The 25,753-nt window shown below is 36.2% G+C and carries 10 protein-coding genes and 3 pseudogenes; 9 read left to right on the plus strand and 4 right to left on the minus strand.

Annotation, left to right across the window (positions count from 1 at the left end):
* The 4 genes and pseudogenes from QZN27_RS06725 to QZN27_RS06740 all read left to right on the plus strand — a co-directional run.
* Positions 1-607: pseudogene (locus QZN27_RS06725) on the plus strand (hypothetical protein); the annotation flags it as partial.
* Positions 608-690: 83 nt separating this feature from the next.
* On the plus strand, positions 691-7,359 hold the full coding sequence (locus tag QZN27_RS06730) for a right-handed parallel beta-helix repeat-containing protein (protein ID WP_296785498.1): 6,669 nt from the start codon (positions 691-693) through the stop codon (positions 7,357-7,359).
* Positions 7,360-8,015: 656 nt separating this feature from the next.
* Positions 8,016-14,711, plus strand: a complete 6,696-nt coding sequence (locus QZN27_RS06735) for a hypothetical protein (protein ID WP_296785500.1) — start codon at positions 8,016-8,018, stop codon at positions 14,709-14,711.
* A 113-nt stretch (positions 14,712-14,824) separates the two neighbouring features.
* The gene (locus QZN27_RS06740) at positions 14,825-17,338 is read left to right on the plus strand and encodes an Ig-like domain-containing protein (protein ID WP_296785502.1); all 2,514 of its coding nucleotides are present in this window, start codon (positions 14,825-14,827) and stop codon (positions 17,336-17,338) included.
* A 168-nt stretch (positions 17,339-17,506) separates the two neighbouring features.
* Here the strand turns inward: QZN27_RS06740 and QZN27_RS06745 are convergent, their stop codons facing one another.
* Both QZN27_RS06745 and QZN27_RS06750 read right to left on the minus strand, forming a co-directional pair.
* Positions 17,507-18,238 carry a tRNA (adenine-N1)-methyltransferase gene (locus tag QZN27_RS06745; protein WP_296785504.1) on the minus strand — a complete coding sequence of 244 codons (732 nt, stop codon included), beginning with the start codon at positions 18,236-18,238 and terminating at the stop codon, positions 17,507-17,509.
* Complete coding sequence (locus QZN27_RS06750; protein ID WP_296785506.1) at positions 18,235-19,194, minus strand: zinc metalloprotease HtpX; 960 nt, start codon at positions 19,192-19,194, stop codon at positions 18,235-18,237. Before QZN27_RS06750 ends, QZN27_RS06745 begins: the two co-directional genes overlap by 4 nt.
* Before the next feature lie 146 nt (positions 19,195-19,340).
* Here QZN27_RS06750 and QZN27_RS06755 point away from each other — a divergent pair, with 146 nt between their 5' ends.
* Positions 19,341-20,288, plus strand: coding sequence for a replication factor C small subunit (locus QZN27_RS06755; RefSeq protein ID WP_296785508.1), 948 nt, complete (start codon positions 19,341-19,343; stop codon positions 20,286-20,288).
* Between the two features lie 9 nt (positions 20,289-20,297).
* Positions 20,298-21,782 carry a replication factor C large subunit gene (locus QZN27_RS06760; RefSeq protein WP_296785511.1) on the plus strand — a complete coding sequence of 495 codons (1,485 nt, stop codon included), beginning with the start codon at positions 20,298-20,300 and terminating at the stop codon, positions 21,780-21,782.
* A 9-nt stretch (positions 21,783-21,791) separates the two neighbouring features.
* Here the strand turns inward: QZN27_RS06760 and QZN27_RS06765 are convergent, their stop codons facing one another.
* Entirely contained in the window at positions 21,792-22,478 is a 687-nt protein-coding gene (locus tag QZN27_RS06765) for an ATPase (RefSeq protein WP_296785514.1), read from the minus strand.
* A 7-nt stretch (positions 22,479-22,485) separates the two neighbouring features.
* Positions 22,486-23,334: a shikimate dehydrogenase gene (aroE, locus tag QZN27_RS06770; RefSeq protein ID WP_296785517.1), complete on the minus strand. Its 849-nt coding sequence runs from the start codon at positions 23,332-23,334 to the stop codon at positions 22,486-22,488.
* Between the two features lie 698 nt (positions 23,335-24,032).
* Between aroE and QZN27_RS06775 the strand changes: the two are divergent.
* From QZN27_RS06775 to QZN27_RS06785, 3 genes and pseudogenes are all read left to right on the plus strand, one after another.
* A pseudogene (locus QZN27_RS06775) lies at positions 24,033-25,127 on the plus strand (histidine--tRNA ligase).
* Positions 25,128-25,129: 2 nt separating this feature from the next.
* Positions 25,130-25,537, plus strand: coding sequence for a phosphoribosyl-AMP cyclohydrolase (hisI, locus tag QZN27_RS06780; RefSeq protein WP_296785520.1), 408 nt, complete (start codon positions 25,130-25,132; stop codon positions 25,535-25,537).
* A gap of 1 nt (position 25,538) precedes the next feature.
* Positions 25,539-25,753: pseudogene (locus QZN27_RS06785) on the plus strand (ATPase); the annotation flags it as partial.

Below are 25,753 nucleotides of genomic sequence, written 5' to 3' on the forward strand. Positions count from 1 at the left end.
AGGAACACACACAGTGACAGCTGTAAACCCATTAAACAACGACAATGTCACTAAAACCGTTAAAATCATTACCAGAATCACTGGAAACAAGAATGTGAACACATACTATGGCAAAAACTATGCCTACAAGCTTCGCATCATTGGAGATAACGGCAAACCTGTCGGATCAAACGTTGCGGTCAAAGTGACAGTGAACGGTAAAGCAAAAACCTTAAAAACTGATAAGAATGGTTACATTACCTTGAAATTCACCAAAAGTTACCTTCCGAAAACATACAAGGTAACCGCAGAATACAAAGGAATCAAAGTGAGCAACAAGGTAAAAGTAAAACAGATCTTAACCCTCAAAAAGGTCAAAGTCAAAAAATCAGCCAAAAAACTTGTACTGAAAGCAACCTTAAAAGAAGGCAAAAAAGCACTTAAAAACAAAAAAGTGACCTTCAAGTTCAAAGGCAAAAAATACAAGGCAAAAACCAACAAAAAAGGAGTGGCAAAAGTAACCATCAAAAAATCAGTGCTTAAAAAGCTTAAAGTGGGCAAAAAGGTAAAATACCAAGTAACCTACCTAAAAGACACTGTCAAAAGAAGCGTAAAAGTTAAAAAATAGAGAATCTTAACATTCTCTATCTTTTTTCTTATTAACAAAAGATATTAAAGTAATGAAAATTTAGATAAATGAGGATTTAATTCATGAAATACAAGGCTTTGGTAATTTTCACGATTTTATTTGTTACTTTATTCACATTGGCAACAGTTGCCGCAAGTGATGTGAATGATACAGATGCAGTCAGTGAAGTTACAGACGATATTACACAAGATGTTGACATTTTAAAGGCAACAGACACACAGATTGAAGAAAACAATAGTATTCTAAATGTTGCAGATGAAGACACATTAAGTGCCGATGAAGGCAGCTTTAGAGATTTGCAGGATTTAATTAACGGTGCCGAAGAGGGTTCTACCATTTATCTGGATAAGGATTATGCTTTTAAGAATACTGCTACCGTTGAATTTTCTAAAAGCATTACAATAGATGGAAGAGGCCATTATCTTGATGGAAAAGGTAAAGACCGTATTTTTGATATAGAATTAGGTAAGCAAAAACATGTGTTCTTGAATAACATTACTTTTAAAAATGGTGATGTCACCTGGACCAGCGGGGGTGCAATAAGATGTGTAAGTGAACAAGGGAATGAAGCTTCATTAGATATTGTTGATTGTACTTTTGACAATAACCATGCTGATGACGGTGGTGCAATATATGCTGAATATGTTAGAACAAATATACTAAATTGCAGATTCACCAATAATTCCGCCGATGACCATGGTGGCGCTATAGAATTCGATGTACGAGAGTCAACCATCAGAAATTGTCATTTTGAAGATAATAAAGCCAAAGACTATGGGGGAGCCATTTATTTCACAGAACATGATGGCGATCCACGGGAGAGATATTCAAGAAGCAATGTAGTTAGGGATTCGACTTTTATCAGTAATCAGGGAGACTATGGTGGAGCAATTTACACAAATGGTTGTCATAATGAAATGATAAACTGTTATTTTTATAAAAATCATGCCAATACTGATGGAGGTGCAATCTATGCATATGCACCTGTTAACGGTAATGATGGAGTATTTCAATGTGTTTTTCTAGAAAACAGCGCTGAAGATGATGGAGGTGCAATTTACGCCAGGGAATATTACCCAAGAATAAGGTATTCAGTTTTCGATAAGAACACCGCCGAGGTGGGAAAAGATGCTTATATGAAGTTTTGCCTTTGCTCATGGGATTATCCTTATAAAGAAACCGATAATCAAGATACCTTTGCCAGTTGTATATTTTTTGCAAGGGATTCCATTTTTACCTCATTTTATGCCTTAGGTTTCACTGAATGCTGGTTCCCAAATGGACATGACATTAAACAAGATAAAGAATGGCGGAAAATTTATATAAACAATGAAATGAACTTAAAACTTGAATATGTTAAGAATGTAGATTCTCCCTATGTTATAACAGGACATTTCACATATGTTCAAACATTATCATTGTGGTACAATTTCCTTCCAAGAGAGTTCACTATTGAAACAACAACAGGTACCCTAAATACAAATAAGATTGGCTTTGACCTAAACAAACATTCTTTTGAATATACTCCCGATGAGTCAATTCAAAATGGGGAAATAACTTTCAAGTTTATGAGTTATGAACATGTTTTTAAATTTGATCAAATATCTCCTGTTTCATTTACTGCGCTTCAATCAAATGTTACTCAGGCAACAGAATCATTAACCTTGGAGAATGATTATTCATATAGTGAAGCTGGAGATTCACACATTGGCAGTGAAGGAATTTTAATTGATAAAAATCTGACAATAAACGGTAATGGGCATGTAATAAATGGAAATAACCGTACAGCATTCCAAATAAATAATCCTTTCGCCAACATTACATTCAATAACATTACTTTTGTCAACTGTAACATTCCGATAAACGCCATAAATGCTCAGAAAATCACATTTAACAATTGTACATTTGAACAAAACAGTGAAAATATCATAATCAGCTGCAATTGTGAATTCAATGACTGCCAATTCATTGACAATATCGCAAACAACACTTCAATCCTAAACATTGAGGACTTTTGTGTTTTAAATGATTGCTACTTCCTGGACAATATCGCAAACAACACTTCAATCCTAAACGTTGAAGGCGTTTGCGTTTTAAATAATGCCAAATTTGTCAATAACGTTGGTGGCGAAAGCTTAATTCTTTTGAATTCAACTTCAAATGTGGAAATAAACGGTTCAATTTTTATTCAAAACGATGCTGACAAAATCATTCATACCATAAAGATTTTGAATAAACTGAATGTTACAAACAATATTATTATCAATTCCGAATCAGAATATGAAATTTATGCCGAAAGCCAACCTCAAGAATGCTACTTGGATTATAACTGGTTAGGAAATACTGCAGACAATTTCAACAGTCCATATAAAGTCAATTTTGATGCAAATACTTGGTATTTCTTAAACATGACACTGATGCATGACTATGCAAACGTTTCCCTAAACAACGTATATGACAATGTCAATAAAAGAGTCATTAGGAATAGCGGATACACTTTACCCGACTTAAGTATTGGATTATATTTTGTCAACATGTCAAGCAGTCAGGGAAGCATTGATTTCGGTGATGATGGTGAAATCCAAATCAACGTTTATATGCTTTCCAAACCTGCATTTTTAACAGCAAGTTATGAAAACGTTAATTACACTGTTAATTTCACTCAAAAAGGAGAGTTTGACTTGCTGAATGATTTAATAACTACTGCTGCTGACAATTCCACCATTGTCCTTGACAGGGATTATACATTCACAGAAGGCATTGACAGCATCGGCGGAATTACCATAAGAGCTACAAATATAACCATTGACGGTAACGGACACACCATAAACGCCCTCGGCAAATCATTAATATTTACAGTATGTGGCGAAAAAGTAACCTTGAAAAATCTCATTGTTGTGAATGGACATAATGAAAATGTGGGCGGATACGACGGCCCTGTTCTCTGGAGCGGACATGATGGAGTGGTCGACAACTGTACCTTTGAAAACAACACTGGGGCTCAAAACGGAGCAATAACATGGACCGGACAAAATGGACTAATAAAAGATTCAATATTTAAAGGTAATGCCGCAAGAGATGGAGGGGCATTATACCTCCAAGGCAGAAACATGACAGTTACAAACACAACATTCATAAATAACCGTGCAAGATTAGGCGGAGCAATATATGTTTATACCACTGTGGCTACAGTAGAAAACTGTACCTTCAGATACAATACCGCTACAGGAGATGGTGGATCAGTCTACTGGAATAAACAGAACGGTAAAATATCCGATTGTGAATTTGAAAACAACCATGCAGACAGCAAAGGTGGTGCAATCTTCTGGAATGATGTAAACGGTGTTGTAACCAGCAGCAAATTTACATTAAATAATGCGCCAGATGGTGGAGCAGTCTACTGGAATTCACAGGAAGGCAAATTATCCGATTGTAAATTTGCAAACAACACCGCAACCAATGGAGGTGCGGCCTACTGGAATGCAAATTACGGAACCGTAAATTCAAGCTCTTTTGAAGACAACAGTGCACAAAACGGAGGTGCAATCTTCTGGCATTATGATTACGGTAAGGTGATAAACTCCACATTCATCAAAAACACTGCAACCAATGACGGCGGAGCAATCTACTTCAATGAAAAAGGGGATTGGCTTGATAACGAACAGGAATCTGTTGAATATTCAACATTTTCAGAAAACAGTGCTGTAAATAATGGTGGGGCAATATATCTCGCCGCTAAAAAAAGTACAATTGGAAACACAGAATTTTCAAAAAATAGTGCAGCAAATGGAGGGGCAATACATATAACTGCAGAAAAAAGCAGTATTGGTAATTCCACATTCATCAAAAACCAAGCGGAAAATGGTGGAGCACTTTATGCCAGTTTTGATTATGGAACAATTTCACAATTGATATTCATTAACAATACCGCATCAGATAACGGAAATGCAATATATTCGGATAGTGCATATACTCCAGTCAATTACTGCATTTTCATAAATAATGGAGGAAGCAGCATATATTATAAAGACACTTCATGGTTTGGATCTGAATTAAATGCCGATTACAATTGGTTTGGAAACAATATTACCAACTATAATGCTGCACCTCCAGTTTCAGAGGATGTTGTATGTGATTATTGGTATTTCATGGATATGTCAATGGCCGATGGCATTGCAAGTATCAAGTTAAACAACATATATGATAAGAAAAATTCCAGAATACTCACCGGACAATCTTACAGATTGCCGCAAATAAATCTGACATTAACAAATGAAAACCTGGACGTTGCGAATAATGCATCCCTTGATGAAAACGGAGTGGATCAAGTAGCATACATCCCTAAGGCAACTCAAACATCACTCACAGCCCATTATGATGCAGCACAAGTTACCGTGAACAAAAATTATCTGGAGAGCACTGTGACAATTGGAGATAAGGATGAATTCACCTATGGAAACGTTTCAATCGAATTCAGCGTGGAAAATCCTACAACCATTGAAATTATAATCATAAATGAGGATAATGAAACAGTATTCAACACAACAACTGATGAAAGAATAGTTAACCCTGATTTGGCTGCAGGAACATACACAATAACAATAACAAACATGGGAACAGATAACGTTCTTAAAAGCAATGCCACAAAAACCTTTAAAGTTAACAAGGCAACTGTAAAAATCAATGTTGTTGCAAATGACGTGACTTATCCTGGAAACATTATTGTAAATATTACTAGTAACCTTACAGGTAAGTACACAGTTAAAATTGGAGACCAGAAAGAAGAAATCAACCTAACAGCAAACATTACAAAAACCGTAACATTCACCGGATTATCCGCAAATGAATATATCATTAATGTAACCTCTGCTGAAACAGAAAACTACACTGGTGCAATAAACGACACAGTCACTGTAAACGTCTTTAAAGCAACACCAACAATAACAGTTAGTGCTGAAAATGCAGTTTACCCAGGAGACTTGATTGTGAATGTAATTAGTGATGTTGGCGGCAGATACACCGTAAACGTAGGTGATAAAGAACAAGATATTGATCTAATTGCTAATGTAACTGGAAAAGTAACATTTACCAACTTACCTGCAAAAGAATACATTATTAATGTAAACTACGCGGAAACAGAAAACTACACTGGTGCAATAAACGACACAGTCAAAGTAAACATCTTTAAAGCAACACCAACAATAACAGTTAGTGCTGAAAATGCAGTTTACCCAGGAGACTTGACTGTAAATATCACTAGTGATGTTAGTGGAAAATACACTGTTAAAGTTGGAGATCAACAAAAAGAGGTTGATTTAACCGCAAATACTGTTGAAAGCATTACATTTACCGGCTTATCTGCAAATGAATACCTAATTAATGTAACCTATGCTGAAACAGAAAACTACACAAGCGCAACAAACAACACAGTCAAGGTAAGTGTTTTAAAAACAACACCAACAATAACAGTAAAAGCAGAAAACACAACCTATCCTGGTGATGTAATAATTACCATTAACACTGATGCTAACGGTAAATATAATATAACTGTTGGAAATCAAACCAAAGAGGAAACATTGACTGCAGGCGCAAATACAATAACATTCACAGGTGTTAAAGTTGGAAACTATACTATAACCGTCAAATACGCTGAAACTGAAAATTACACTTCAGCAATAAATGACACTGTCAAAGTTAGTGTACTGAAAAATGAAGCTTTCGAACCTGAAATAACCGCAATAAACACCGCAAATGAAACTGTAATAACATTCACTTTCCCTGAAGATGCTACAGGAAACGTTACAGTTATAGTTGACGGCAAACAATACAATGCAACAGTTGAAAACGGCAAAGCAACAGTGACCATGCCGCTCATTCCGCTTGACAGTACTGTGGACTTTGAATATAGTGGTGATGAAAACTATCCTGCTAAATCCAAGGAAACAAGCATTGCTAATGTCACAGCAATCATAAAAGCGGAGGACATGACAAGGGGATACGACAGCGGAGTGGACTATCAGGTAACAGTTGTTGACGGAAACGGAAACCCAATGGCTAAAAAACAGGTAATATTCATCATAAACGGCAACAAATACAATGCCACTAGTGATGATAAAGGTATTGCTGTTTTAAACATCAAATTGGCAATTGGAACATATGCAGTGACAACTGTAAATCCATTAAACAACGACAATGTTACAAAAACCGTTAAAATCACTACCAGAATTACCGGAAACAAGAATGTGGACACATACTATGGCAAAAACTATGCATACAAACTTTGCATAATAGGTGACGATGGTAAAGCTGTTGGATCAAACGTTGCGGTCAAAGTGACAGTGAACGGTAAGGCACAAACACTGAAAACTGATAAGAATGGCCACATTACCTTGAAATTCACCAAAAACTACCTTCCGAAAACATACACAGTAACTGCCGAATACAAAGGAATCAAAGTGACAAACAAGGTAAAAGTAAACCAGGTCCTAAGCCTCAAAAAGGTTAAAGTCAAAAAATCCGCCAAAAAACTTGTAGTGAAAGCCACCTTAAAAGAAGGCAAAAAAGCACTTAAAAACAAAAAAGTGACCTTCAAGTTCAAAGGCAAAAAATACAAGGCAAAAACCAACAAAAAGGATCAAAAAATCAGTGCTCAAAAAACTCAAAGTAGGCAAAAAAGTAACTTACCAAGTAACCTACCTAAAAGACACTGTAAAAAGAAGTGTAAAAGTTAAAAAATAATATTTAAAATAAGGATGAAGTTAATCTCCTTATTTTTTTCTTTTCTTTTTTGCACCCTATGTATCAACCTTAAAAATTCATAGCTGAAAGATTTCTCTAAAAAAACTATTTCTAAAAAAAGTTTACAAGATAAATATCAGATGATATTTACTATAATTTTAAAGCCATTTCTCTAATAGTATACTGTTGATTCAATTTTTATTATTAATTTTAATGCATCGTGTTTCACATTAACGAAGATTATTTATTTGTGTTTACACAAATATTGGTCGGTACCGGTACTTGTTTTAAGTATGGGGTCAATACTGACTAATAATTGTAGCGGGTTTTAACTAATGTTTTCATTGTAATTTTTGATTTAGGTATTCATGTTGAAATGTTGATATAATCACTATTTTTTCTTTTGATTTGCTTGGTTGTGTTTGACATTAATGGCATTGTTTCGGATTTCAATTTGCAATTTTAATATGATATTAATTAAGGAATAGTCAGTTCAAAATATCACTTTACCACTAATGTGGAATAATAGAAATATGGAATTAAAAGATTTAAAGAAAAAATAATTTTTCCAATAAATTTATCTATTTTTTTTGACAAAGTATTTACCGGTAATATAATTTTTTTATCAAGTATATAAGGGAGTGGTGCAATGAATAAAAATAATGTGATGATAATTTTCTTATTGACAATGGCATTATTCTGTTTGCTTAACGTTGCAGCTGCAAGCGATTTTAATGATACTTCAATAAGCGAGGTTGATGAAGCTGTGCTTGGTGTTAGTGACTTTGATACAATTAATGAAAGTGCTGTTGAAAGTGAAGTTGATGATGATGTGCTTGGTGTTAGTGACATTGAATCGATTGATGAAAGTGGAGACAACGTATTATCTTATTCAAATGATCAAGATGTTCTCTCAACATCTTATGTTGTAAATAATTTTGCTGAATTTGCCGACGCAATATATAATGCAGAAAGTGGGAGCACTATTTATTTCAAAAAAGATATTGTAAACTACGATTTGTCTTACGTCAGGTTGGCTCATGGAAGTGATATTGTTGTTGAGGGTAACGGGCACACCCTTGATGGTTATGGATATACAGGGAATTTAATTGCAATTCTTCAAAAGGGGATTACTCTTCGTAATATAGTTTTTACTAATTGTACCACTGCTGTTTATATACCATCGGAATGTACTGGAAACATTGAACATTGTACATTTATTAATAATGTTATTAAATATGATGACGATGCACTTATTTTTATTTCTCAAGGAGGGTCATTAAATATTAAAGATTGTAATTTTGAGAATAACAAGGGATTAAAATTTACTGGATCCGTTTATATTCTACCTGGAGGGATTGCATATATTGAAAATTGTAATTTCAGAAATAATCGTGGAATTTTGGGAGGAGCCATTTATAACCGGGGTTCCCTTAATATTCAAGGATCAACATTCACAGGCAATTATGCAGGAGATAACGGAGGTGCAATTTATTCTGAAACAGAGTTTAAATGTCAAGGAAGTAAATTTTATTCGAATAGTGCAAATAATAAAGGTGGGGCAATATATACTGTAAATAATCTCTCCAATGAAGTTAACGGTTTGGAATTTGCAGACAATTATGCACGTTTTGGAGGGGCAATTTATTGTGAAAAAGATATAAATTTAAAATCAATTAATTTTAGAAACAATCGCGCATTTATGGGTGGAGCAATATATACTAAATCTGGTAAGATTAATTCATCTACTTTTACAAATAATGCCGCCGAGCCATATATTAATACAACTGACGGAATTTCCCAATTTACTTTTACATATATTGCAAGGGAAAATTATTTTAATGCAGTATATGCTGAATCCGGAGTACTTGAATTTGATTGTATCAATGATAATGGTGGAACTGGCTGGAATGATAATATAAGTCAGGTTAACTTAAATCGTGTATTGGACCAGGATATTCAAATAACAATCAAAGATGAAAACAATGTGCTTTTAGACGTAATCTACAATACCGGCAAATTGGGTGAAGTTTCCGTAACTAAATTTTTATTCAAAAATGGTTACTATACCTATACAGTAACACAATCCCCAAGTCAGTATTATAAGAGTTATACCAGTCCTAATTCAAATCTTGTCTTTACCGGAACGATTAATGTAAATATTAGTGATTTTGACCGTTTCCAATTTTTAATCGACAGCACTGATGAAAACACAACAATCAATTTGACCGGCGATTATAATTATCTGGCTGGAGGCAGTGAATTAATTGATGGAATATGCATCAATAAGAGCTTGACCATTGACGGTAATTTCTTCACTTTTGATGCATGTGGCCTATCATCTATCTTTAAATTAACTTCACATAAAGAGATAATATTTAAAAATATCAATTTGATCAACTCTAATGGTTCTGCAATTTATTCCGAAAACTGTAAAATTATTATTGAAAACTCCAATTTCACAAACAATACCGGATGGAATGGTGGGGCAATTTACAATTCATATGAAACAATTATTATAAATTCCAATTTCACAAATAATACTGCTCATGCCCCTGAAGGTAATTACGGGTATGGCCTTGGTGGAGCCGTATTTGGAGGGAATGCATATATCATGGGGTGCAATTTCATCTCAAACCATGCAAACGAGGGCGGTGCAATATATTTAAATAATTCCAACGTTAATAATTCCCTCTTTGAAAATAATGATGCACAAAGTACGGGAGCAGCATATGTTCAATTTGAAAGCATAATGTCCAATTCCATATTTGTAAACAACACTGCCCTGCGTACTGGAGCAATGTTCTGCAGAGTCCCTAATATTTCCAATATTACATTCATAAATAATCATGCAGCTATGTGGGGTTCTCTTTATATACAATGGATTGGTCAGGATTTACTTCAGATGATGGGAATATATTTAGATGATGAGGTTTATCAGGAGTTACAGAGCCGAGATTGCATCGTTAAAGATTGTAAATTCATTAACAATAAACATATCGAAAATGAATATAACCACCAGAGAAACGATATTGCAATCGAGAATCAAACTGTTATAATCACACAGTCAATCTTTTTAAACACTATTGATGGAAGCACTCCTATTTATATTAGAGAAGACTCTGGTGAGGGCAGGGCTAATGTCAATTACTGTTGGTTTGGAAACATCAGTGATACAAGCTCACTGATTAATATAGGATCAATTGACAATTACCTTATCTTAGAAACAACCCCATTAAAGATGACTGAAAATACTATTGAAGTCTATTTTGTGCTCTACAACTCCACCACCGGTGAGTTAATTAACATTACAGAGGTTCCTTCCGATGTTTCATTTAACGCTTCCAGTGAAACAGGAATCTGTGATGACAACGTTTCATTGGTGAATAATAAGGGCGCACTAACTTATATGAACGGGGAATTGTCCAATGATACATTAACATTAACCTATCATGGTTCTGACTTCAAATTTGCAGTGAATTATGATTCCAGAGGATTATTCACTGATTTGTCTAATTTAATAGATAATGCAGATACTTCTTTAGATTTATCATATGATTTTAAATTTAACCCTGTTTATGATATGGATTACTATGATGGAATCAAAATCGGAAAGGTAATTTCCATTATTGGAAATGGTTTCTGTATTGACGGAAATGATGCCAACTCAGTATTTCTAATCAATTCGGATAGTGTATCATTGAATAATTTGACAATTTTAAACTTGCATGTTCCGATTTATTGGACTGGAGATAATGGTACAGTTAAGGATATTTCATTTGAGAATAATACCGGTAATGACCTATTGGTGGTGACTGATTCCCAGAATATGAATATTTTAAAATCCAATTTTACAGACAATAATGTTGGTGACGGATTTGCAGTAAACATTATCAACAGTAGTGCAACAGTTAAAGAGTCATTCTTTAAAAATAATGGAAAATTGGTAAGTATTTTTGCAGATAACAACAGTAAATTATTTTTAAGTAAAAATGAATTGAATGATGAAGCCATAATGGTTTATGGTGAAATCACTTCTGAAACAAGCAGCTATGTCTGTGACAATAAAACATTTACAAATTATTACATGGAGGATAACTTATTAACTGCAAGCATAAAAGATGACAATAACAATACTGTTCTTGTAAATGAACTGTTATTTGTAGATGATGAGAATGAAACCTGCGGATCGTTAAATCAGACCACATATCAACTAAACAGGAAATTTGCTTCAGGAAATTATACTGTCACTGTTAAATCAAAATCACTTCTAAACAATGTGGTTTATAGTGCCAGATACATTATACTTAAATTCAATTCATCAGTCACTATCATGCCAATTCCTATAATAACTTATGGAGAATCATTGATTGTTGATTTAAGTATTGAGAATAAAACATTGTCTGAATACGTCATTTACGATAAAAACGGCAACATTCTTAAAAATGGAAGTGTTGATAATAATCAACTGATAATATCCAATCTGGTTGCAGGAAACCATACAATAAAAATCATTAACTTCGAAAGCGATGCATTTTATGAGGACATCGCCTATGAAATGTTTACAGTCAATAAGGCCAATTCAAAAATAACTGTCAACATCACAGATGTGCGCTATGTCGATTTGACACAAATCAACTTTGATATAGAAAATCGTACTGATGTTTGTGGTGTCATTAGGAATTTGGAAACAAATTCAACAATCGAATTTGAAAATATCACTTCAAATTCCATAAATATATTTTTGGATGTTGGACAATACCTATTGACACTTTCAAATTTAGGAAATGAAAATTATACAAATTGCACCGTAGAGACAGTATTCAATTCACTGAAAGTGAACTCCATAATCAGATTATCTAAACAGGCCATATTCTCATATGGGGACGTTCGCGTTAATTTTGGTGTTGAAAATTTCACTTCCATACGTTTAATAATCATGAATGATGCTGGAGATATAATATTTGATGAAGATGACTTGACTTTTCCATTTGAACCTGATTTGAATGTTGGAAATTATAATATGACCATTATTAATCAAGAATCAAGATTAGTTGAGCAAAGCATGGATTCAAAAATGATTGAAGTAATTCCGGCTGAAAACAATATTGTAATCAGTGCAGACACTGTCGAATATGGGTTAAATACAACAATAACAGTAAAAGCTGATGTGGACGGCAATTATACGGTTCAAATCAATGATGAAAAAGTAATCATTGAAGTTAAAAACGGTACTGGAAATGCAAGCATCCCACTGGATGTTGGAACTTATACTCCAACCACATTCTTCAGCAATGAAAATTATGATGAGATTATAGAAATCCATAGTTTTAAAGTTCTTAAAGCGAATATTAATTTAGAATTCGATTTAGATGAGATATTTGTAAATAAAAATGTCACTGGAAAAGTTATTTCACAGTTTGATGGATATTACAGTTTGATTTTCAACAATACTGTCCAAATCATTACAGTTGTTAACAATGTCTATGAATTCGATTTGGGTCTATTGGCCGACGGAACATATAATATAACAGTCACATTTAATCAGACAGACAGATATAATGAAAAAACAGTTTCAGCAACATTTAAAACCATGAATGTTGATAAAACAACACCGAATATCAGTGTCGCTAGCAGTAATGTCGTATATCCTAATGAGGTCATCATTAATTTAACAAGCGATGCGGCAGGTAAATACGTCATAAAAATTGCCGATCAGAGTATAATCATTGACTTAAATGCTAATGAAATGAAATCAGTGGTATTCAAAGGCATAAAAGCGGGAATATATTGTATCAATGTAACATTTAATGAAACAGAAAATTACACCAGTGCAGTAAACGATACAGTTAGTGTTAGTGTTTTAAAGGCCACTCCAACTATATCTGTAAGTGCTGAAAGCACAGTTTATCCTGGTGATTTGATTGTGAATGTCACTGGCAATGTTGGAGGCAAGTATACTGTTAAGGTTGGCAATCAGCAAAAAGAGATTGATTTGGTTGCTAATGTTGTTGGAAATGTAGCATTTGCTGGTTTGTCTGCAAAAGAGTACACAATAAATGTTGAATATGCTGAAACTGAAAATTATACTGCAGCATTAAATGACACAGTTAAAGTAAGTGTTTTAAAGGCTACTCCAACTATTAATGTCAGTGCTGAAAATGCAACCTATTCGAGTGATGTTATTATTACCGTTATCACTGATGCTGGCGGTAAATACAATATAACTGTTGGAAACCAAACCAAAGAGGAAATATTGACTGCAAGCACAAATACAATAACATTCACAGGAGTTAAAGTTGGAAACTATACAATAACCGTCAAATACGCTGAAAGTGAAAACTACACAGACGCAATAAATGACACTGTCAAAGTTAGTGTGCTGAAAAACGAAGCTTTCGAACCTGAAATAACCGCAACAAACACTGCAAACGAAACCGTTATAACATTCACTTTCCCTGAAGATGCTACAGGAAACGTTACAGTTATAGTTGACGGCAAACAATACAACGCAACAGTAGAAAACGGCAAAGCAGTTATAACCATGCCGCTGATACCATTAGACAGCACTGTGGACTTTGAATACACTGGTGATGAAAACTATCCTGCAAAATCCAAAAAAACAAGCATTGCAAACGTCACAGCAATCATAAAAGCAACTGACATGACCAGAGGATACGACAGTGGTGTAGACTATCAGGTAACAGTCGTTGACGGAAACGGAAACCCAATGGCTAAAAAACAGGTCACATTCATCATAAACGGCAACAAATACAACGCCACTACTGATGATAAAGGTATTGCTGTTTTAAACATCAAATTGGCAATTGGAACATATGCAGTGACAACTGTAAACCCATTAAACAACGACAATATCACCAAAACAGTTAAAATCACTACCAGAATCACTGGAAACAAAAACGTTGACACATACTATGCCAAAAACTATGCATACAAGATTCAAATCATCGGAGATGACGGTAAACCTGTCGGATCAAATGTTGCGGTCAAAGTGACAGTGAACGGAAAAGTGCAAACACTGAAAACTGATAAGAATGGCTACATTACCTTGAAATTCACCAAAACATACCTTCCAAAAACATACACAGTAACCGCCGAATACAAAGGAATCAAAGTGACAAACAAGGTAAAAGTAAAACAGATCCTAACCCTCAAAAAGGTTAAAGTCAAAAAATCCGCCAAAAAACTCATACTGAAAGCCACCTTAAAAGAAGGCAAAAAAGCACTTAAAAACAAAAAAGTGACCTTCAAGTTCAAAGGCAAAAAATACAAGGCAAAAACCAACAAAAAGGAAAGACACTGTAAAAAGAAGCGTAAAAGTTAAAAAATAGAGAATATCAAAATTCTCTATCATTTTTTATTTTTTATTTAAACCTCACCTAATTTATTTATATCTTGTATTCTGAAAAATAATATTAATGAATCGAGGGAATAAATATGAATTTTAAAAGGATAATATTGGTTAGCATTTTCCTGTTGGCAATTCTTACAATAGGATCGGTAAGCGCAAATGACAATATGACAGAAGAACTTTCAAGCATTGATGATGAAGTCACTGCTGAAATAGATGACTTGAATACAGAATTAACTGAAGGAAATGAAGCGGAAAATGGCACATTTGCCGACTTGAATCAATTAATATCCGAGTCTGAAGATTCAGTTGTCTTAAAACACGATTACAGTTTTAATTCAACACGAGATGAGGGATATAAAAGTGGTATTGTAATTCAAAAAAGCAACCTGGTTATAGATGGTGCCGGCCACACAATTGACGGAAAAGGCCTTGCCTGTATGTTTAATGTAACCGGAACAAACGTTGCCTTCAAAAACATCCAATTTATAAACGGATATACAGAAAACAAAGGTGGAGCATTATACATCACCGGAGATGCCTCCAACATAATCAACTGTACCTTTACAAACAATAAGGCCGATGACGAAGCTGGAGCAGTATTCATAAAATCCACAGATGCAACAATCAAGGATTCAGAATTCATAAACAACACAGGAATCTACAATGGTGCACTGCTTGTAAAAGGAGAAAATACCATTATAGACAACTGCCTTTTCAAAGACAACTTTGCAAACATAAGCGCCGGAGCTGTCGGATGGTCCTATAAGAAAAATGGAATCATCAAGAATTCAATATTCATAAACAACAGTGCCATTAATGAAGGAGGAGGGGCAATATTCTGGAATAATGCTCCAAACGGTCAAATCATCAATTCAAAATTCTACAACAACACCGCAAAACCAGATGGAGGAGCAATTTTCATTAATAATGCAACCAACTTCCAAATCATCGATTCAACATTTGAAGGAAACAATGCAACCAACCACACCATCGACTCAACATTTGATAAAAACAATGCAACCGGAAAAGGCGGAGCAGTCTACTGGTTTGGAGGAGACGGAACATTCATCCGTTCCACATTCAATAGAAATTACGCCGAAGAAGACGGAGGAGCAATATACTTAAGAGTTCAAAACGGAATAATTAAGGATTCCAATTTCACAGACAACAAAGCATTCTACAATGGTGCTGTATATATGAACAGCATTGAAGGAACCGTAATTAACTGTATCTTCACCAACAATACTGCAACTGACAGTGCAGGAGCGCTTGGATGGGTTAAAAAGGAAAACGGTACAATTGCAGATTGTACATTTAAATACAATTCAGCACCTCGTGGAGGAGCAATATTCCTGAACAACGGAACAGAATTCTACATCAGTTCTTCCGTATTTGAAAACAACAATGCAAGCCAACACGGAGGAGCCATCTTCTGGGACAGCGGAAACGAAGGAAGAATTGGTGGATGCATCTTCAAAAACAATTATGCCGGCGAATTAGGAGGAGCGATCTGTTGGAACAACACCGAAAACGGATACATCCATCACAGTCAATTTGACCAAAACAAAGCGCGTGACGGCGGAGCGATATACTTCAACGTATCCAACGGATTATTAACCTATTCCAATTTCGCAAACAACAATGCAAGCCAGCACGGAGGAGCGATATATAACAGCGGTACAATAAGCATTAAAGACGATACATTTACAAATAACCGTGCAGTCGATGGAAACAATGACATAGCAGGAGACGGAAAAGTAAAATATAATGTAGACTTTGAAATAGATACAGTCGATAACGAATACGGAAAAACCGTTAAAATCATTGTTACATTAACCATTGATAATGGAACCGTAAACAACGGTACAGTTTCAGTCATCTTAAACAATACCACATACGAAAGCAATGTGAGCAATGGCACTGCAACAATTGAAATTCCTAACCTGAATGCAGGAAACTATGACCTTAACATGACATACACCGGCGATTCAACATATAACAACTACACAGAAAAATACAACCTGATCATCACAAAACAGGATGTTGAAATAACCGGAAAGGCCAAAAGCTATGTTATCAATTACGGCGGAAAGTACTCCGTTACCGTTAAAGGCATTGCCGGTTCAAAAGTGATATTCAGATTATCCAATAAAGTTATCCTAACTGCAATTACAGATTCAAACGGCATTGCAAGCATCACATTTACCCCAAAAATGCTCAAAACTGCAAAAGCGGGTAAAAAGAATCTATTGATAACATTAGATGATGCCAATTATCGGGCCGCTGCAAGCTATAAAATTACAATCAACAAGGAAAAGACAAAAATGACCGCCAAGGCAAAGGCTTTCAAAAGAACTGTCAAGGCCAAAAAATACACAATGACCCTGAAAAACAGTAAGGGAAAGGCAGTCAAGAAAGTTAAAGTTACCCTAAAAGTTAATGGTAAAACCTATAAGGCAACCACCAACGCCAAAGGTAAAGCTACATTTAAAATAACCAAATTGACTAAAAGAGGTAAATTCACTGCCAAAATTAACTTTAAGGAAAATGCATACTATAAGGCATCCTCCAAAAAAGTAAAAATCACTATCAGATAAGGATTTGAATCAAATCCTTGTCACTTATTTTTTTAAATCTACATCACTTAACTAATTTTTATATGATTAATACTTTAAATCCATTAAATTAAAAGTAAGCATCAAAATTATTAGAATAGATTATAAAAATAGTAAAATAATTATAGCTAAAATCAATTAAAGGCATAGCTATAATTTTCTTGCAAACATCAGATATCCGCTGTGGCCAACCATGCGTGTCTTTGGCCTAACCCCCTGAGTCCTGACCTCCAGGCCACGCTCCAGGGTTTCGAAAATCTCAATATTATAAAAGCCCAGCTTTTTGGCAACGCGATATGATGTTTCCGCCTGGTCAACATAAGGCGCATAAACACAAAGCCATCCACCGACATTCAGAGCTTCCAATACTTCCTCAAATATCTCAAATGGTTTGGGCAAATCCAAGAAGATCAAATCGATATTGTCCTCATCGATTCCATCCTTGATGTTCTGGTTCTTGACATGGATGTTTTCAATCCCGAACCTTTCAATGTTTTTTTGGGCGACTTCAGCAAAGTCCTCCCTGATTTCATAGGTAAACACTTCTCCTTCAGGCCCCACTACATTTCCAAAGTTAAGGGCAATGGCTCCTGCGCCGGTTCCCGCATCAACTACACGACATCCTGCGCCCAAACCGGAATGTGCCAGAACCTGTCCGATATCCTTCTGAATCAATATTGAACAGCGCCTGTCCATGATGTCAATGAAATCGTTGATGTTCGGCTTCATGATCTTGAATGTGTGGTCAAGGTGGCTTTTGACTTCATCGCCAACCTCCGCATTATCCAAAACATCGGCTTTGATGATTCCCAAATCGCTTTGAAACTCTTCACCAGGCTTTAAAACATACTTTTTGCCACGTTCATCCAAAATCATCTTCATGGTTCAAGCTCCGCCAATCTTTTTACCCTTTTCAATGAATCCGGGTGAGTGGACAACAGTTCCATGATTCCATTTGTCTTTGAAATCTTGACTTCGGAATTGGCCAGTTTTCTTAGCTCTTCATCTGAGATTCTTCCGTCACCGTCAAAGTCGATTTGCTGGAAATCTGTAACGTCATGTTCTGCATTGTTGACGTCATTTACAAAGAATGCTCTGTTGGTATTGACCTCATCAATAGTTTCCTTGGAGCATCTTGCAGCCCCATATGACAATTTGTAAAGTGCAGACACCAGTGCAGCCGGCCTGTTACCATATTCAACGCTTGCCGCATCTGCATAATATTCACGGGTTCTTGAGATGAACAGCACGAGCAATTGGCCCACCAGATAGAATACATATCCCAATAATCCGATGATGATTCCTCCTCCATTCTCACTATCTCCTGAAAACATGAAGGACAATGCGATATAATAGCAAATCATAGGGATGACGCTTACGGCAGCTGTAACTGCCATGTCATTGTGCTTGATGTGACCCATCTCATGGCCCAAAACAGCCCTCAGCTCATCACGGTCAAGCAATCCCAATATTGGGCGGGTGATTGCAATGTGTCCGCTTCTGCTTGTTCTGCCATAAGCAAAAGCGTTTGGAATGTTGATTTCTGACAATCCTATTTCCGGTTTTGGTACGCCTGCGGCATCAGCCAATTCCTGAACCATCTGATGGATGTGAGGAGCTTCTGCCTCAGACAACGGCCTTACGTTCATTGACCGTTTGACAAGGCTTGGTCCATACCAGTATTGAATGAATGAAATTATTAAACTTATTCCAAAGAAAAATTTCCAACTGCTGATTCCCAGAAACCTTCCAACAAACATCAAAAAGAAATAGATAATCGTAAACATTATTGCGGATGTCAATATCATCCTTAACCTGAGTCTCCACATGCCTCTCATTTTTAACACCTTAAATATTTTCAAGCATTACTTTTCAAATGCTCTCTTAACCTATATATTAATTGATTTTCATATATTAAAAACGTAATGAAAAAATAATTTAACAACATCATACATAAACTTAACTATAAAAAAATGGTGATTAAATGAGCGGACCATGGGTAGAAAAATATAGACCACAAAAATTGGAAGACGTTGTAGGACAAAAACAAATCGTAGCTAGACTTGAAAAGTATGTAGGCGAAGGAAGCATGCCTAACCTGATGTTTACAGGTCCTGCAGGTGTCGGTAAAACAACCACAGCCTTAGCACTGGTAAAATCCATATTGGGAGAATACTGGAGACAGAACTTTTTGGAATTGAATGCGTCTGACGCAAGGGGAATCGATACCGTAAGGGACCGCATCAAAAGTTTCTGTCGTTTGAAACCTGTTGGCGCTCCATTCAGAATAATATTCCTGGACGAAGTCGACAACATGACAAAAGATGCGCAGCATGCGCTTCGTCGTGAAATGGAAATGTATACCAAAACCGCTTCATTTATACTTTCATGTAACTATTCATCAAAAATCATAGACCCTATTCAATCAAGATGCGCAATATTCAGATTCGCTCCGCTTAAGGCAGAGGAAATCAAAGGACGTCTCGAATACATTTGTGAAAAAGAAGGATTCGAAGCAACAGATGAAGGCCTTGATTCAATAGTCTATTTTGCCGAAGGAGATATGAGAAAAGCAGTCAATGTCCTTCAGGCCGCAACCTCCGAAGGCGAAGCTGTGACCGAAGATTCAGTCTATGAAGTTGTATCCAAGGCAAAGCCACAGGATATCGGAAACATGATAACCAAGGCGCTTATGGGTGACTTTATGGGTGCTAGAAACATCTTAAGAGAAACAATGGTACTTCAGGGAACCAGCGGAGAGGATATGGTAACCCAAATCTATCAGGACGTCTCAAAAAGGGCAATTGATGGAAAAATGGATCCTGGAATCTACATGAATCTGATTGAAGCGATTGCAGAATGCGACTTTAGAATAAGGGAAGGAGCAAATCCAAGAATACAGCTTGAAGCATTACTCGCACAATTCTTATAAGGTATAGAAATGTTATGGACTGATAAATACCGACCTCAAGAGCTATCGGAAGTTGTCGGTAACAAAAAAGAGATTAAGATAATCACAGATTGGGTCAGCGAGTGGAAAAAAGGCAACCCGCAGATACCTCTACTTCTGGTTGGACCTCCAGGTATCGGAAAAACAACACTGGCATTGATCATAGCAAAGGAATTCTCAGAATCAATTGAGCTAAATGCAAGTGACAAGCGTTCACAGGATGTCATCAAAAGCACAATCGGAGAGTCATCAACCTCAAGATCCCTTTTTGGAGACGAATACAAACTGATAATTCTCGATGAGGTTGACGGAATTCACGGAACAAATGACCGTGGAGGAGTGGCCGAAATCGGCAAAATCATAAAATCATCACAGCATCCGATGATACTGATGGCCAATGACTTCTACTCCAAAAGGCTGCAGTCAATAAAGCCAAAATGTCAGGTAATCAAGATGAAAAAGTCCCGATGGAATTCGATTTCAGCATTGCTTCGAAAGATTGCACAGGCAGAAGGGGTTGAAGTCGAACCTGCAGCACTAAAGGAGATTGCAGTCAAATCACAGGGAGACGTTCGCTCAGCAATTAATACACTGCAGGCCCTAAGCGACAAGGACCATACCCTAAAAGTCAAGGATGTAGACGGTATGGTTACAAAGGATACCCGTTCAGACATCTTCAATGCAATAACCGCCGTTTTGAAAAGCAAAACACCTGCACATGTCAAGGAAGCAATGTGGATTGAAGAGGATCCCACACTTGTAATGGAATACATCGCCGAAAACATTCCAAGGGAATACAAGAAACCTGATGAAATCAAAAAGGCATACGAGTACATTTCAAAAGCCGATATCAACTTTGGAAGGGCACAAAGCAGCAGAAACTATGGATACTGGAAATATGCAAGCGACTTTATGGGAATCGGAGTGAGCAGCGCAAAACATGACACCTATAAAAAGTTCACAAAAATCCAGACCCCAAGCATATTCGGCCTGATGAGCCGCAACCGTGCCAAAAGGAATCTGCGCGACGACATTGCTGAAAAGATGTTCGATAAGATGCATGTTTCACGAAGGGTGGCCGTTTCAATGTTTCCATACATGGAGATAATGTTTCAAAATGATGAGCTTGCATGGGAAATCTCCGACTTTCTAGAGCTTGATGAAAAGGAAATCAAAAGGTTCAGGAAAAAGAAGATACCTAAGAAGGTCATCACAAAAATGGAAAAGCAAAAGGCTCAAATGAGAGTTGAAGAACGTGACAGGCGTGCAGAAGAGCTTCAAAATCAGATGATGAACGTGATTCCGGAAGCTGAAGAGCCTTCCAGTGATGATGAGCTGCCGTTTGAAATTCCAGGCATTGACGAAACACCATCAGAAGAAGTCATAGAAGAGCCTGAAATTATTGAAGAAGAAGAAAAAGTTGAAGAGAAAAAAGAGAAGAAAGCAGATAAGCAAACAACACTTTTCAGCTTTTAATTTTATTTTTTATTGTGAATTTAGCTTTTCACTGACAAACACGCTGGCGCTGACCACATTATCCTTATATTGCGGAGCGACATCATCCAAAAATTCACTGAATGAATGTGCCAGCTCATCCTTATTTTCGCATTCAATTGGGTCATGTCCATCCATTTTCAAAAATGAATTAATCCAGTCAAGTGATACGCTGACCAACGGATAGATTTCCCCTTCCCTTTTAGTCAGGTTCAAGCCTTCACCCTTGAAAATGCCTTCAAAAACATTATTAACCTGATCATCCAGAATCAGAGGATTTACTGCCAGGTCATAATCTCCTTCATAGACCAGTTTTGCGCCGTATTTTCTGGTGTACGGCTCCATCAGCAGTTCAACAAGGAAATTGTCCTCAGGCATCAGTATCCTGGAGTTGGGCTCGATTTCCAATGCCAGATGCTTTGATGACTTTGCACAGATTTTTTGGAACAGCTTGTTTCTCACGACTTCGATTTCAGGATACTGCCTGTTGAAGGTGGCCTCCTTTTTTCTTGAAAACCTTGAAAACCTTAAATTGTTGATGTAAATCTTTTCGGGAGTGTAAGATATGAAACGGGTGTCCACTCCAATAATTTTCAGATATTTCAGGACATCCTTTTTGGATGTTGAAAAGTCATCTTCGTCACCTGCCAAACCAGAAACATCAAACAGAAAATCCATATTATCCTCACAAACCAAGTGTTTTTCTCAAAGCGTCTTCCATAACATCAACCGGTGCATCACGGCCTGTCCAGATTCTAAAGCTTTCAGCACCCTGATAAAGCAGCATTTTTATTCCATAAACAGGCTTTGCACCTGCCTTAACTGCTTCCTTTATAAGTACTGTATCGTTGGGATTGTAGACCGCATCAAATACTACCAGATCATCATGCATATTATCCGCAAGCACGATTGGCTCGACATCAACATTCGGATGCATTCCGATAGGTGTGGTGTTAATCAGGATATCGGCATCAGCCACATGACTGTTAATTTCAGACATCGAATCTGATTTAACATCATTAATCAAATTGGAATTTGAAACATCCTTAGCCAAATTATCAGCCTTTTCGACATTCCTGTTCAAAATTGTTAAAGAATCAGCACCATATTTTGCAATGTAAAATGATATGGCCCTTGAAGCACCTCCTGCACCTGCAACCACAACATTTTTATTTTTGATTGAAGTTACCTCTTCAATTGCCTTGACAGCACCGATACCATCGGTATTGTAGCCTTTCATGTCCTTAAAATCGATTGTGTTGACGGCACCTATCAGAGCAGCCACCTCATCGATTTCATCTAGATGTTTCATTACCTCAATCTTATGGGGAATTGTTACATTGAAACCCTTTATGTTTAATGATTTTGCACCATCAATCGCTGATTTCAGGTTTATGGGATCAACATCAAAAGCTACATAGACATAATCCATTTCCAAAGCCTCGAATGCAGCATTATGCATTGGCGGTGAGAAACTGTGCTCGACAGGATGTCCTATCAATCCTACAATATTTGTACTACCTTTAATATCCATAAAAATAAATTTCCTTTGAAGATAATTTAAAAACTAGAAATTAATGTCTATATTGTAGGAAAAACCTACAATAACCAGGTTAGACATTAATTATATCCATTCATTTACGAGGCTTCCACTAGAGAAACACTCTTAATAATAATTATATAGAATGTCATATATAAACATGATTGTTAAGGCAATGACAGTGCTCATTGAATCCAGAAAAAGCCTCCATGGAAACCTGGCAATTTCCAATAAAAATTCATCAATTGTGATATTATCATTGCCTTAATTTAATTTAGGAGAGAGGTGAAATGGAGCGTTATATTCCTATTTCATTGCAAACATTAACATCAATAACATGACGATATTGAAGTAATATGTTGCAATCAGGAACATAATTAGCTCCATGATTTCACCTCACTTAAATGAATGGAGAAAGGAGAATCAAAACAACAAAAAATTGCAGTGAACAATAAGTAAGTATTTTCTAAAAAATACATCATACTTATCTACCTCCTTTTGATATTAACGACTTTTTAACATATCATTATATATTAAATCATATTTAAGGCTTGTTGAAGCCATTTTGAAAAATTGTAGTCATTGAAACATGATATATAAAGATTTCCATTGTTTTTTTAAAATTCCATAAACAAAAGATTATATAACTTTGCAAAAACATAATTATTATATCATATACAAGGAGTGTAAAAATGGAATTTACAAGACCAAGAGGTACTAGAGACTTTCTATTTGAAGAAATGAGAGAAAGAAAACAAGCTGAAAGTACCTTAAGAAAAGTATTTGAAAGTTATGGTTATCAAGAAATCAAAACACCTTTATTTGAAGAATTAAAGTTATTTACAACCAAATCAGGAGAAGAAATTGTAAACCAATTATACAATTTCAAGGACAAGTCAGACAGGGAACTGACATTAAGACCGGAAATAACAGCACCAGTGGCAAGACGAAGTAATCGCATTATGTTCAGATGCAATCCAATCACTGGGAATCACAACAGCCGACGTAAACATTAACCACCTCGGAATCATAAGGGGACTCTTCAAGCACTTTGAAATCACCCAGGAAACACAAAGGGAAATCATGGTCGTCATCGACAAGGGAGACAAGGATTTATTGATTGAATCCCTAAGCGGCGATGAGCCGGTAATCGACAATGACGAATTGAACCAGATTCTTTTAAAACTCATTGACCTTGTTGGGGACAAATCCATCATCTCAGATGTTGAAGAATTAAAGAGTTAATAAATTTATTAGAAGCATTTGACGTTGAAAATTACACCTTAAACCTTGGAGTTGCAAGGGGACTTGACTACTACACCGGAATCGTGTTTGAAATCTATGTTCCCGAGCTCGGCGCCCAAAAGCAAATCTGCGGCGGAGGATCATACAGCCTTGTAAAACTCTTCGGAGGCCAGGAAGTGGAATCAACCGGTTTTGCACTCGGTTTCGACAGACTGATGAATGCGATTGAAGAGCTCACCGACAAGGAAGAGCTTCCTTCACACCTGGATGTCTATGTCGCTCCAATCTCCAAAGACGTAAGCGCCAAGGCATTTGAAATAACACAGCTTTTAAGAAAAAACGGCTTCAAGACTGATGTTGATTTAAACGGCAAAAAATTCAAGAAGCTTATGAACTATGCAGATAAAATAAAAGTTGAAAAGATGGTCATAATAGGCGCCAATGATTTGGCCGAAGGAAAAGTGACCGTCAAGGACATGGTAAGCGGAGACCAGGAAGCAGTTGACATTGAAAATATCATAAATTACTTAAAAGAGGAATGAACATGGAAATAAACTTCAGGCATGAAATAAATGGCGTTAAGGTCATCACTGCAATTGCACAGGATGCCGAAACAAAGGAAATACTGATGCTGGCAAACATGAATAAGGAAGCATTAATCAAAACAATAGAAACCGGAAAAGCTCACTATTGGAGCACCTCAAGAAACAAATTATGGCTTAAGGGAGAATCCTCAGGACATTTCCAGGAGGTTAAGGAAATCCTTGTAGACTGTGATATGGATGCAATAATTTTAAAAATCAATCAAACAGGTGCCGCATGCCATGAAGGCTACCGTTCATGCTTCTTTAGGAAACTGAACACCCAACATAAGATAGATATTGAAAACCTGAATGATGATGATTTGGAAATCATTCTAGAAAGAATTATAAACCCAGAAGACGTGTATTAAAATGGAACGTATAATACCGGACACAAGCGCCGTCATCATAGGTGCAATTTCTGAAATCATGGAAAAGGAAGAGCTTGATTTTCCGGAAATCATTGTGCCTGAAGCGGTGGTTTGTGAACTTGAACATCAGGCCAATGCCAACAGGTCCGAAGGCCACAGGGGATTAAGCGAACTTCAGAAACTCCAGAAACTTCAGGATGAAGGCAAGCTGGCAGT

This window comes from uncultured Methanobrevibacter sp. (assembly GCF_900316895.1).
Taxonomy (GTDB): Archaea; Methanobacteriota; Methanobacteria; order Methanobacteriales; family Methanobacteriaceae; genus Methanocatella.